This window comes from Anaerotruncus massiliensis (ex Togo et al. 2026) (genome assembly GCF_030825285.1).
In the GTDB taxonomy this organism is placed as follows: domain Bacteria; phylum Bacillota; class Clostridia; order Oscillospirales; family Ruminococcaceae; genus Anaerotruncus; species Anaerotruncus massiliensis.
Map to the genome: position 1 here is coordinate 1 of NZ_JAPJQF010000026.1, position 11,861 is coordinate 11,861.

An 11,861-nucleotide genomic window follows, 5' to 3' on the forward strand; every position below is an offset into this window, starting at 1 on the left:
CGGCCGCTTTTATTTCGCTCGCATGTCCCACGGGAAGGCGGAAAACTGCGCGGCTCCGCCGCGCACGCGCGCAGAGCGCGCGAACGCCCGGAACGAGCGTTGTTTTCCGTCGGGTGTCCCCGGCGAGCCATCCGGTTTCGGTCGTTGGGAGCGCAGGGCGCACGTCAGTTGCGGCCCCTGCCCGCAACCGACCCCGCGATCGGTCAAGCCGATGCGTGTACCCCTGCCTGGCAAGCTCGCCGCGCCGTTGTTTTCATCGTTGGGAGCGCCCGCAACCTGAATTGAGCCTTCAGCTGGTGTACCCGTGGGGAGTGACGGTAGTCCGCGGGTTATGGCAAGGTACTCCCGGAGATCCCTAAGAACCCGGCGGAGGGTTCTTAGGCGGACTTTTCGTTCCTTTTCGTCCGTCCGAAAAGGAACCCGTGCCGCGCGGCGGAACGCGCTCGTATTTCTTGCCGCTTGGAAAGCGGCAATTCCCGTCTACGCCCCGCCGGGCGCAGCGCGGTAAACTCAAGAGGATTCCGCCGGGCGGCCGTCGGCGGGACACGCCTCCGGCATTAGGCCTGCGGGCCGTCGCAGCGCGGCAACCTCCGACGCTCACGGGCGGCAAATGCCGCCTTTATTTTTTGCAGAGCTCAACAGCGATCCGCGAGGCCAGCCGCGCGTTGTTATACACAAGCTCGATGTTGGCTTCGAGGCTCTTGCCGGCGGTGATCTGCTGGATCCGGTCGAGCAGGAAGGGGGTCAGCTCCTTGCCCTTGACGCCCTTCTGCGCGGCCTCGGCGCAGGCGTCCTCGATGGTGCGGGAGATGTAGTCGTGGTCCATGGCGTACTGCTCGGGGATGGGGTTGGTGACCAGCATGCCGCCGCGGAGCCCCAGGTCCTCCTTGGCAGAAAACGCCGCCGCGATCTCCTCGGGGGTATCCATGCGGTAATCGACCTTGAAGCCGCTCTTGCGCGTATAGAAGGCGGGAAGCTCCTCCGTCTGGTAGCCCAGCACGGTGACGCCCTTCGTCTCCAGGTATTCGAGCGTGAGCCCGAGGTCAAGGATCGACTTGGCGCCGGCGCAGACCACCATGACGGGGGTTTCGGCCAGCTCCTCCAGGTCGGCGGAGATGTCCATCGTCGTCTCGGCGCCGCGGTGCACGCCGCCCACGCCGCCGGTGGCGAAGACCTGGACCCCGGCCAGCGCGGAGAGGATCATCGTGGCGGCCACCGTGGTGGCGCCGTCCTCGCCGCGGGCGCAGAGCACCGGCAGATCGCGGCGGCTGGCCTTGATGACGCCGAGCCCCTTCTTGCCCAGATGGGTGATCTCCTCCTCCGAGATGCCCACCTTCAGCTTGCCGCCGATGACGGCCACCGTCGCGGGTTCGGCGCCGCAGCTCCGGACGACCTCCTCCACCTTGAGGGCGGTTTCGACGTTGCGCGGATAGGGCATGCCGTGGGAGATGATGGTGGATTCCAGCGTGACCACCGGACGGTTGTTGTCGAGGGCCTCCCGGATACGGGGGGAAACTTCGAGGTATTTTTCAAGACGGTTCATGATACGGACACTCCTTCTCGTCAATTTGATTTATTCATCGGGGGTCGGTGTGGGCGCCCCCGTGATTGCCAGGATGGATTCCGCGCTGATGCGCGGACTGATCGTCTCGGCGCTTTCGATGCAGATGTCGGCCGCGGCCAGCCCGGCCTTGGCGCAGTCCCGCAGCGAAAAGCCCTGCCGCCAGCCCCAGGCGAGCGCTGCCATGAAGCTGTCGCCGGCGCCGGTGCTGTTGACCATGTGGGAGGGATAGGCGGGCAGGTGGAACTGCTCATGGTGGTCGGCGCAGAAAACGCCCTTGGAGCCGAGGGAAAGGAACACCTGCTCGACCCCCATGTCCAGAAAGCGGCGGGCGGCGCGGCGGAGCGAATCCTCGTCGCGGATCTCGATACCGGTCAAAAGCTGCGCCTCAAGGAGGTTGGGCTTGATCGTGTGGATCTTGTAGAAGAGCCCGGCCAGCTTTTTCGCCTTGACGGTGGAGACGGTGTCGGCGAAGAGCGGGCAGCGGCAGTTTTCCGCCAGGAACCGCAGGCTCTCCTCCGGCAGATTGGTGTCCATGATGCACAGGCTCGCGCGGTTGATCAGGTCCATCTTGCTCTCGAAAAAGCGCGGCGTGAGCTCCTCGTAGATGTCCATCTCGTTGATCGCGAGCTGCATCTCGCCGGTGTGGTCGGCGATGAACAGGTAGGTGGAGGTCGTCCCGCCCGGCACGGTCAGGGTGTCGTTCACATCGATCCCCAGACGGCGGCAGCCCTCTGCAAGCTGGTTGGCGTGGGGGTCGTCCCCGAAGGCCGTGATGAGCTTGACATCCTCCCCCAGCAGCGCCAGGTTGTGGGCGATGTTGCGCGCCACGCCGCCCGGCGACAGCCGCACCTTGCCGGGGTTGGAATCCTGCGCCACGAGCGGGGCGTCCGGACGGCCGCTGATGTCCATATTGGCGCCGCCCACCACCACGATATAGGGATTTTTCTGCAGCAGGTAGCCCTTGCCCTGGATGAAGCCCTTCTTCATCAGGTTGGAGATGTGCACCGCGACCGACGAACGGGCGATCCCGGCCCGCGCGGCCAGCTCCTGCTGGGAAATCAGCGGGTTATCCTCTATCCAGCGCAGAATCTGCCGCTCGCGTTCAGTGATCATGCTCCTCGCTCCTTAAACATATGTTTATTTAATTAATCTTATGCTTATATTCTAGCAGGCCAACCGCGCTTTGTCAAGACAAAAAAAGAAAAAAACGCCCCCGCTTTCGCAGGGGCGTTTTTAAACAATCGGGGGTTACCGTTCGCCCTTGCGGTAGGGCACGCCGTTGGCCTTCGGGGCCTCCGAACGGCCGACGAAGAGCACGAGCACCACCATTGTGAGCACATAGGGCAGCATGGCAAGCAGCTGGGAGGGGATGTAATCCATCCCGCCGAGCATGACCACCATCGCCTGGGCGAAGCCGAAGAGCAGGCAGGCGCGCAGCGCCCCCTGCGGGGTCCACTTGCCGAAGATCACGGCGGCCAGCGCGATGAAGCCGTGGCCGGAAATGACCGTCGGGCTGAAGTTGGAGACGACCGCCAGCGTCATGGCCGCGCCGCCGAAGCCGGCGAGAAGGCCCGAGAGGATGCAGCAGACGTAACGGATCACATAGATGTTGACGCCAAGCGAATCGGCCGCCGCGGGATGCTCGCCGCAGGCCAGCACCCGGAGGCCCCATTTGGTCTTGTAGAGGAAGAACCACATGGCGACGGTCAGCAGGATGGCCAGCGGCACCGTGATGTCGATGTTGATGGCGTTGATGGTCAGGTTGGAGGTGTCCATCCCGAGCAGCGACAGGATCTTCGGCAGCTTTTTGGGCACCGGCTGGGTCTGGGTCGCGCCGTCGAAGAAGAGCCGCGACAGGAAGAGCGCCAGCCCCAGGCCGATGAAGTTGATGGCGACGCCGGAGATGGTCTGGTTGCCCTGCAGGTGGATGGAAGCCACCGCATGGAGCACCGCCATGGCGGCCCCCGCCAGCCCGCCGATCAAAAATCCGAGCCACGGGCTCCCGGTGAAGTACCCCACCGCGGTGGCGACGAACGCGCCGATCGTCATCATGCCCTCGATGCCGATGTTGTCCACACCGGAACGCTGGGTGATGACCCCGCCGAGCGCCGCGAAGATGAGGGGCGCCGAATACATCAGGGTGATATTGATGGCAAGCAGGATGTTATTCAACATGTGAACCACCCCTTCTCTTGAGCCGTTCGGCGATCATCGGGTAGATGGAGACCAGCGCCACGCAGAAGACGATGGAGCCGATCATAATGTTGATGATCTCGCTCGGCGCGCCGATTTCCGACTGGATGGAGCCGCCCCCGTACTTGAGCCCGCTGAACAGCAGGCCGGAGAGCACGCAGCCGAGCGGATTGTTGTTTGCGATCAGCGAGACGGAGATGCCGTCCCAGCCGTAACCCTCGGTGACCGGCAGCACGCTGATGCGGAAGGGATTGGTGCCGAGGATCTGGATGGCGCCCGCCAGCGCCGCGATACCGCCTGAAATGAACATGGCCATGACCATGTTCTTCTTGACGCCGATGCCGGCAAATTCGGCGGCGTCCTTGTTGGCGCCGACCGCGCGCAGCTCAAAGCCCTTGGTCGTATGGTTGAGGTAGTACCAGGCGAGCAGCACGACCACAAGCGCGAGCAGAATGCCCCAGTGCAGGTCGGTGCGCAGGAAATCGCCCCAGAAGGCGTTCGACTTGATGAACTCCTTGCCCGCTTCCGACTTCTTCCAGTCCCCCAGGAAAAGCAGCTTCGCGGTGTCCGCGACCTCGTAGGAGGCCTGGGAGCCGGGCTTCTTCACACCGGGCAGCGTGAGGATGAAGTTGTTGAAGTAGAGGGCGATCCAGTTGAGCATGATGGTGGAGATGACCTCATGCACGCCGAACCGGGCCTTGAGCCACCCGGCCAGCCCGCCGAACAGCCCGCCGAAGAGGAAGGCCAGCAGCAGAACCGCCGCCGGATGGACGCCCATCGGCAGCAGGAAGTAGCGGCCCACCAGCGCGGCGGTCACGGTGCCGATCATGTACTGCCCCTCCGCGCCGATGTTGAAGAGCCCGCTCTTGTAGGCGAAGGAGACCGATAGACCGGTCAGGATGATCGGCACGGCGTTGATGACGATCTGGGAGACGTATTTCGGCTTCCGGAACATGCCGGCGAACATCGCGCCGTAGGCCTCCAGCGGGTTGTAGCCGGCCACCGCCAGCACCACCGCGCCGACAATGAAGCCGATCAGCACCGAAATGAGGATCCCGGTCATCGGTTTTTTGAGCAGCTTGATGAGTCGATCCCTCATGTCTGGTTCCCTCCTCCCGCCATCAGCAGGCCGATTTCCTTTTCATCGGCGCCCGCGGCGTCCATTTCGCCGACGATCCTGCCGTTATAGAGCACATTGATGCGGTCGGACAGGTCCATGACCTCGTCAAGCTCCAGGCTGATGAGCAGCACCGCTTTGCCGTGGTCCCGCTGCTCCACCAGCGACTTATGTACAAATTCAATGGCGCCCACGTCCAGTCCGCGCGTGGGCTGGACCGCGATCAGCAGGTCGGGGTCGTTGGTGACCTCTCGCGCGATGATCACCTTCTGCTGGTTGCCGCCCGACAGGGCGCGCGCCTCGGTCCGCGCGCAGTCGGCGGGCCGCACGTCAAACTCCCCGATGAGCTTCTGGGCGTTCTCCTGAATCTTGGGGAAATTCAGCACGATGCCCTTGGAAAACGGGGGTTTGCGGTAGTTTTCGATCACCATGTTCTCCGCCACCGAAAAGCTCAGCACCAGCCCGCGCTTGTGGCGGTCCTCATGGATGGTGCAGATGCCATGGTCGAGCACGTTGCGCGTCGTCGTGTTCTGGATTTCGGCGCCGTTGATCACGATCCTGCCCCCGTCGCAGCGGGTCAGGCAGGTGATCGCCTCGACGAGCTCCTTCTGGCCGTTGCCGTCGATGCCGGCAATGCCGAGGATCTCGCCCTTGTGCACGTTCAGGGAGAGGCCGCGCAGCTTTTCGATGCCGCGGTTGTCCCTGACGGTGAGGTCCTCGATGGAAAACACCACGTCGCCGGGTGTGGCGGGCTTTTTTTCGATGTGCAGCGTGACCTCGCGCCCGACCATCTTCGTGGCCAGGTCCTCCTCGCTCTCCTCCGCGACCGACACCGTGTCCACATAGTGGCCACGGCGGATGATGGTGCAGTAGTCGGAGGACTGCTTGATCTCGCGCAGCTTGTGGGTGATAATGATGACCGTCTTGCCGTCTCCGACCAGGCGGTGCATGATTTCGATCAGTTCCTCGATCTCCTGCGGGGTCAGAACCGCCGTGGGCTCGTCGAGGATCAGGATATCCACGCCGCGGTAGAGGGCTTTCAGGATCTCCACCCTCTGCTGCATGCCGACCGAAACGTCCTGGATCTTGGCGTCGGGGTCCACATAGAGGCCGTACCGTTCGGAGAGCTCCCGGATCTGCGCCTTGACCGACTCGAGGTCCAGCACGTCGAAGCCCTTCGTGGTCTCCGCGCCGAGCATGATATTCTGTGTGACGGTGAAATTCTCCACCAGCATGAAGTGCTGGTGGACCATGCCGATGCCGTGTTTGATCGCCACGCTCGGGTTCTTGACCTCCACCGGCTCCCCGTTGAGGAGGATCTCCCCCTCGTCCGCCCGGTAGAAGCCGTACAGGATGTTCATGAGCGTGGATTTCCCCGCGCCGTTCTCACCGAGCAGCGCGTGGATCGTACCTTTTCTGACATTCAAATCCACATGATCCAACGCGCAGAAGCTGCCGAAATACTTGCAGATCTGCTTCATCTGGACCGCGTATTGGGGGGTTCCCGCTTCCATAACCTGCCTCCTCGCCAACAACAATCTGCATCAGGGTCCCGGCCGCGGCGGGCCGGGAAGCGCGTCCGCGCCCCCTGGCTAAAAAAGGGCTGCCGCAGGAAACCCGCAAGGGGTTCCATCTGCCATAACAGCCCTTTTGGGCCCGCGGGGACAAAAGCCCCCGCGGGCAAATAACGCTCTACAGGCGAATCTTACAGGTTGGCCACGAAGGCGTCGAAGTCCTCCTGGGTGTAGGGGACAACGATCTCGCCGTCGATGATCTTCTGCTGCAGTTCGTCCACCTGGGCGAGCAGCTCGGCGGACAGGTGCTTGTCGGAGGAGGGGGCGATGCCCACGCCGCCTTCCGCCAGGCCCATGGTGACGTTGGTGCCGCCCAGCTCTTCGCCGTCCATGATGCGCCCGGTGATGTCGTAAACAGCGTTGCCGACGTTCTTCAGCGCGGAGGTGATGACGTTGTCGGGAGCCAGGAAGTTCTGGTCAAGGTCGACGCCGATGACCATCTTGTTCATCTCTTTGGCGGCCTCGATGGCGCCGCTGCCCGTCTGGCCGGCCGCGTGGAAGATCACGTCGGCGCCGTCGGTGTACATCTTCTGCGCCATGGCCTTGCCCTTGGCGGTGTCGCTGAAGCTCTCGGCCAGCGCGAAGTCATACTGGATCTCCTTGCCGAGCTCCTTGGCGCCGTAGCGCACGCCGGCCTCATAGCCGTATTTGAAGCGGTCCATGACGGGGCTCTCCATGCCGAGCAGGAAGCCGACATGGTTCGTCTCGGTCTTGTGGGCGGCGATGTAGCCGACCAGGAAGGAGGACTGCTCCGCCTGGAACTGCACGCCGATGGCGTTCGGGTACTGGCCGTCCTCAAAGACGTCGTCGACGAGCGCGTAGCGCTGGTCGGGGTTGCTCTCGGCGGCCGCGGCCAGGGCGTCCTTCATCAGGAAGCCGATGCCCCAGACGATGTCCGGCGCGTCGTCGGTGACCTTGGCCAGGTTGGGCGCGTAGTCGGCGTCCTTCTTGGACTCGAGGAAGCTGACCTTGACGCCCTTGTCGCTCTCGAGGCGCTGCATGCCCTCCCAGGCGGACTGGTTAAAGGACTGGTCGTTAATTCCGCCGACGTCGGTGACGAGCGCGGCGGAAAATGCTCCGTCGGCCGGAGCGGCGTCGTCCGCGGGCTCCTCAGCGGGCTCGGCGGAGGGAGCCGTCTCGGCGGGCGCCGTGGAGGACGGGGTCTCGGGGGTTCCGCCGCACGCGGCGAGCATGCCGGCGACGAGAACCATTGCCAGAATCGTGCTCAGTAATTTCGTCTTTTTCATAATTTTCTCCTTTATTGCATTTTGAATGAATCTGCCGGCGGAAACCGGCAGGATCAAACCGATATCAAAGCAGGTCCTCGGGACCGAAGGATTCGGGCAGCAGCTGCTCCAGCGTATACTCCCGGATATCCGCTTCCTTTTCGCTCACGGCCACATAGACCTTCATGCCCGGCACGGCGAATTCCCGCAGGAACTGGCGGCAGATGCCGCAGGGGAAGGCGTAGCCCCGCTCCTCCGGCTTCGCGTCGCGGTGCCAGCCGACGACCGCGATCTCCGAAAAACGCTTCTCCCCCTCGAAGACCGCCCGCAGGGCGGCGTTGCGCTCGGCGCAGATGCCCGCGCCGTAGGAGGCGTTTTCCACATTGCAGCCCTGGTAGACCTTGCCGCCCGAAGTGAGCAGCGCCGCGCCGACGCGGAAATTCGAATAGGGGGAATAACTGCTCTCCCGCGCTTCGATCGCCAGGCGCACCAATTCTTTCTTATCCATTTCAGCAGCGTCCTTTCCCGCATGGGAGGCGGCTTTCCGCCTCCGCTCCGCTTACAAAAAATCCGGCTTTTCCGCTCGCCGCGCCTACGCGCCGAAGATGGAAAACACCGGTTCCAAGTGGGCAGTTTGTCCCACCGATTACGGTTTCAGTATAACACAGCCGCTCGAAATGTAAAGGCTATCTTTCTAAATTTTTCAGAAATTGCAGATATTGGCTTTCTTTTTTGGCACAGGCTACAAAACTTCTGCTTAGGACAAATTGCACTTTTTCAATCCGGAACTTTCCATTCCGCTTGGGCAAAACGTACAGTCATACCGCTTGTTCGCTGTGCATGCCTACAAAGAATCCAGAAAGGGACTCGTGTCCTTTTTTTCCGTTTTCAGCGTTGCTATAATAAACATGGAGGAACGAAAAGCACAAAACGCGGCCTCCCCGGCCCGAATGGCCGCGCGTTGAGAGGAGCGGAAAACGGATGCAGTTTGCCGACTGGCTACAATCAGAACCCATGCCGCTGGCGGCCCGTCTGCGCAAGCTCTTCGCGGGCTTTCCGTCCGACGCCCCCGTGCTGACGGCTGAGGCCCGCGCGGGCGAGCACATCATCCGCCAGGACGACCCCTGCGGCTCCGTCTGCGTGCTGCTCGAGGGGCGCGTCACCGTCTCGGGCATCCAGCCCGGCTACGCCACCTACACCTTCTCCGATTTCGACGCGATCGAGTTTTTCGGGGAATACGAGGCGCTTTCCGGCGCCGACCGCTTCTTCGCGCAGGTGCAGGCGAAGACCCGCTGCCGCCTGCTGCGGCTGCCCGCCTCCAGCTATATGCAGTGGATCCTGTCGGACAGCGGCATCATGCTTTCCCGGGTGCGGGCGGTCATGCAGAGCCTGCTGCTTCAGGCGGCCCGGGAGCGCAGCTTCCTCTTCCTGGACAGCGAAAGCCGGCTGCTGCAGTTTTTGACCGGCTTTTGCACGCGAAATCCCGCGGAGGACGGGGAGCCGGTCGTCGTGGAGATGACCCGTTCCGCCATCTGTGAGGAAACCGGCTTCTGCGTGCGCACCATCAACCGCAGCATCCGCCGCCTCGAGCAGGACGGGTTCCTGACCGTGCGGCGCGGCAAGATCACCGTCTCGCCGCAGCAGGAGCAGCGGATGCGCAGGGAGCTGGCCCTACGGATCGGGCGATAATGCTGTAACAAAACAATTCACATATCGACAGTGGATGAATGGAGGATTTGATTATGGTTGATCTGGAAAATATCCGCAAAATTGTAACATCCCGCGAGCTCACCCATGAGCAGAAGCTCATGCAGCTTGCGAAGGCGGCGGAAAACTCGCTGGACGTGCTGAATATCCCGCCGCGCACCAGGCATTTCTTCGAGACGGGCGCCATCAACGACCTCTTTGAGGGCGGCGCGCCCTACCGTCCGCGCTACATCCTGCCCGACTATGAAAAATTCGTCAAAAACGGCAGCGCGTTTTTGCGCGTGGATCCGCCCAAGGACCTCGACGAGCTGCTCAACGCCCTGATGATCCTCTACCGCCACGTGCCGTCGATCACCAACTTCCCGGTCTATCTGGGCAGCCTCGACACGCTCATCGACCCCTTCCTAGACGGGCTCTCCGACGAGGAGATCTGCAAGAAGCTGCGCCTCTTCCTCAACTACCTCGACCGCACCATCACCGACTCCTTCTGCCACGCCAACCTCGGCCCCAGGGACACGAGGGCCGGACGGCTGATCCTCAAGGTGGAGAAGGAGCTCGCCAACACGGTGCCGAACATGACCATCAAATACGATCCGGCCGTCACGCCCGACGGCTTCATGGAGGAGGCCATTGAGTGCTCGCTCGCCTGCTCCAACCCGGCCATCTGCAACGACGTGGCCAACCGCGCCCCCTTCGACCGTTACGGCGTGGCCAGCTGCTACAACATCCTGCCGATCTGCGGCGGGGCCTACACCCTCACCCGCGTCACCCTGACCGAGCTGGTCAAGGAGGCGGTGAACGAGGAGCAGTTTATCGGGGAGCTTCTGCCCGAATGCCTTGGCCTCATCGCCGATTACATGAACGAGCGCATCCGCTTCATCGTCGAGCAGTCCGGCTTCTTCGAGTCCAACTTCCTCGTGAAGGAGGGCCTGCTTTCCCCCGACCGCTTCCTGCCCATGTTTGGCGTGACCGGTCTGGCCGAGTGCGTCAACGCGCTGATGGCCGACCAGGGGAAGGTCTACGGCCGCGATCCCGAGGCGGATGATCTCGGGCAGCGGATCATGGACGCCATCGCGCGCATCGTCCCCACCTTCACGGCGGCCTACTCCCCCATCTCCGGCAACAAATTCATGCTGCATGCGCAGGTGGGCCTCGATTCCGACCTCGGCATCACGTCGGGCGTGCGCATCCCCGTGGGCGGCGAACCGGATTCCTTCTCCGACCATCTGCGCCACTGCGCCCGCTTCCACAAGTACTTCCCCACCGGCGTGGGCGACATCTTCCCCATCGCCTCCAACGTGACCCAGAACCCGGCCGCGCTGCTCGACGTGGTCAAGGGCGCCTTCCAGACCGGCGTGCAGTACATGAGCTTCTATTCGGCCGACACCGACCTCGTGCGCATCACCGGCTACCTGGTCAAGCGCAGCGAGATGGAGAAATACCGCAACCACGAGGTCGTCCTCAAGAACACGACCCAGCTGGGCGCGCCCAACTACGACGTGAACCGGCTGGCGGAACGCAAGGTGCGGATGGCATGAAAAACGCCGCTCCGGTCAACCGAATCATCCCCTTCAGCACGGTGGACGGCCCGGGCAGCCGGACCTCCATCTTCGTGCAGGGCTGCAACATCGCCTGCGCCTACTGCCACAATCCCGAGACGCAGCGGATGTGCGTCCACTGCGGAGACTGCGTGCCGGGCTGCCCGGCGGGCGCGCTCTCGATGGTCGACGGGCATGTCGTCTGGGACGAGGCGCTCTGCGCCTGGTGCGACGACTGCATCCGCACCTGCTCCCACCATGCCTCCCCGCGCGTCCTCTGGATGACGCCGGAGGCCGCGATGGAGCGCGTCTCCCGGAACATCCCCTTCATCCGGGGCATCACCGTCTCGGGCGGGGAATGCTCCCTCTACCCCGGCTTTTTGACCGGGCTCTTCACCCTTGCGAAGGAGCGGGGGCTCACCTGCCTCATGGACAGCAACGGCACGGCGGACCTCGCGCGGCACCCCGCGCTCATGGAGGTCTGCGACGGCGTCATGCTGGACGTGAAAAGCTGGGACCCCGCCGTCCACCGGGCGCTTACCGGCGCGGACAACGCCGCCGTCAAAAAGAACCTCGCCTTCCTCTCCGAGACAGGCAAGCTGGAAGAACTGCGCCTCGTGGTCGTCGACGGCCTTGTGGACGCAGAGGCGGTCATCGCGGGCGCCGCGGAGACGCTCGGGCCGCGTGCCGCCGAAACCCGTCTCAAGCTCATCACCTTCCGCCCCCAGGGGGTGCGCGGGCGGCTGGAAAACCACCCCTCCCCCAGCCGGGAGACGATCGAGCGGCTGGGCGAACTTGCCCGCGGGGCCGGCTTCCGGGAGATCCGGCTCATCTGAATCAGATCAAAGAGGCCCCGCGCCGGCGGTGTGGCGGGGCGGGGGCGTTTCCCATTGACGCCCAAGGACAAAAAACGGCCCCCCCGCCCGGCGGGCCCGGGGGTTT

The 11,861-nt window shown here is 63.4% G+C and carries 9 protein-coding genes and 1 pseudogene; 3 read left to right on the forward strand and 7 right to left on the reverse strand.

All coding sequences use genetic code 11. The annotated features are described in order from the left end of the window. Nucleotides 1-619 precede the first annotated feature (619 nt). From RCI06_RS08985 to RCI06_RS09015, 7 genes and pseudogenes are all read right to left on the reverse strand, one after another. Nucleotides 620-1,543, reverse strand: coding sequence for a pseudouridine-5'-phosphate glycosidase (locus tag RCI06_RS08985; protein ID WP_101549314.1), 924 nt, complete (start codon nucleotides 1,541-1,543; stop codon nucleotides 620-622). 30 nt (nucleotides 1,544-1,573) lie between these two features. Then, nucleotides 1,574-2,677 carry a PfkB family carbohydrate kinase gene (locus RCI06_RS08990; RefSeq protein ID WP_302823269.1) on the reverse strand — a complete coding sequence of 368 codons (1,104 nt, stop codon included), beginning with the start codon at nucleotides 2,675-2,677 and terminating at the stop codon, nucleotides 1,574-1,576. A gap of 135 nt (nucleotides 2,678-2,812) precedes the next feature. After that, on the reverse strand, nucleotides 2,813-3,739 hold the full coding sequence (locus RCI06_RS08995) for an ABC transporter permease (protein ID WP_276872664.1): 927 nt from the start codon (nucleotides 3,737-3,739) through the stop codon (nucleotides 2,813-2,815). Then, on the reverse strand, nucleotides 3,729-4,856 hold the full coding sequence (locus RCI06_RS09000; RefSeq protein ID WP_306575671.1) for an ABC transporter permease: 1,128 nt from the start codon (nucleotides 4,854-4,856) through the stop codon (nucleotides 3,729-3,731). The genes RCI06_RS08995 and RCI06_RS09000 overlap by 11 nt, the downstream gene beginning before the upstream one ends. Further along, nucleotides 4,853-6,388, reverse strand: a complete 1,536-nt coding sequence (locus RCI06_RS09005) for an ABC transporter ATP-binding protein (protein ID WP_101549308.1) — start codon at nucleotides 6,386-6,388, stop codon at nucleotides 4,853-4,855. Before RCI06_RS09005 ends, RCI06_RS09000 begins: the two co-directional genes overlap by 4 nt. 191 nt (nucleotides 6,389-6,579) lie before the next feature. Continuing rightward, on the reverse strand, nucleotides 6,580-7,695 hold the full coding sequence (locus RCI06_RS09010) for a BMP family protein (RefSeq protein ID WP_101549304.1): 1,116 nt from the start codon (nucleotides 7,693-7,695) through the stop codon (nucleotides 6,580-6,582). A 64-nt stretch (nucleotides 7,696-7,759) separates the two neighbouring features. After that, nucleotides 7,760-8,185, reverse strand: a pseudogene (locus RCI06_RS09015) (cytidine deaminase); the annotation flags it as partial. A gap of 470 nt (nucleotides 8,186-8,655) precedes the next feature. Here RCI06_RS09015 and RCI06_RS09020 point away from each other — a divergent pair. The 3 genes from RCI06_RS09020 to RCI06_RS09030 are packed head-to-tail and all read left to right on the forward strand — an operon-like array spanning nucleotide 8,656 to nucleotide 11,755. Continuing rightward, a complete protein-coding gene (locus RCI06_RS09020) occupies nucleotides 8,656-9,363 on the forward strand; it encodes a Crp/Fnr family transcriptional regulator (protein ID WP_306575674.1) in 708 nt (235 codons plus the stop codon). A gap of 53 nt (nucleotides 9,364-9,416) precedes the next feature. Beyond that, nucleotides 9,417-10,919, forward strand: a complete 1,503-nt coding sequence (locus RCI06_RS09025) for a YjjI family glycine radical enzyme (RefSeq protein ID WP_101549299.1) — start codon at nucleotides 9,417-9,419, stop codon at nucleotides 10,917-10,919. Beyond that, the gene (locus RCI06_RS09030; protein ID WP_101549298.1) at nucleotides 10,916-11,755 is read left to right on the forward strand and encodes a YjjW family glycine radical enzyme activase; all 840 of its coding nucleotides are present in this window, start codon (nucleotides 10,916-10,918) and stop codon (nucleotides 11,753-11,755) included. The genes RCI06_RS09025 and RCI06_RS09030 overlap by 4 nt, the downstream gene beginning before the upstream one ends. Nucleotides 11,756-11,861: the final 106 nt, after the last annotated feature.

What these genes read in the sequence shown, in the direction of transcription:
- RCI06_RS08985 (WP_101549314.1), bottom strand. Translation starts at nt 1,543, where the DNA reads ATGAACCGTCTTGAAAAATACCTCGAAGTTTCCCCCCGTATCCGGGAG.
- RCI06_RS08990 (WP_302823269.1), bottom strand. Translation starts at nt 2,677, where the DNA reads ATGATCACTGAACGCGAGCGGCAGATTCTGCGCTGGATAGAGGATAAC.
- RCI06_RS08995 (WP_276872664.1), bottom strand. Translation starts at nt 3,739, where the DNA reads ATGTTGAATAACATCCTGCTTGCCATCAATATCACCCTGATGTATTCG.
- RCI06_RS09000 (WP_306575671.1), bottom strand. Translation starts at nt 4,856, where the DNA reads ATGAGGGATCGACTCATCAAGCTGCTCAAAAAACCGATGACCGGGATC.
- RCI06_RS09005 (WP_101549308.1), bottom strand. Translation starts at nt 6,388, where the DNA reads ATGGAAGCGGGAACCCCCCAATACGCGGTCCAGATGAAGCAGATCTGC.
- RCI06_RS09010 (WP_101549304.1), bottom strand. Translation starts at nt 7,695, where the DNA reads ATGAAAAAGACGAAATTACTGAGCACGATTCTGGCAATGGTTCTCGTC.
- RCI06_RS09020 (WP_306575674.1), top strand. Translation starts at nt 8,656, where the DNA reads ATGCAGTTTGCCGACTGGCTACAATCAGAACCCATGCCGCTGGCGGCC.
- RCI06_RS09025 (WP_101549299.1), top strand. Translation starts at nt 9,417, where the DNA reads ATGGTTGATCTGGAAAATATCCGCAAAATTGTAACATCCCGCGAGCTC.
- RCI06_RS09030 (WP_101549298.1), top strand. Translation starts at nt 10,916, where the DNA reads ATGAAAAACGCCGCTCCGGTCAACCGAATCATCCCCTTCAGCACGGTG.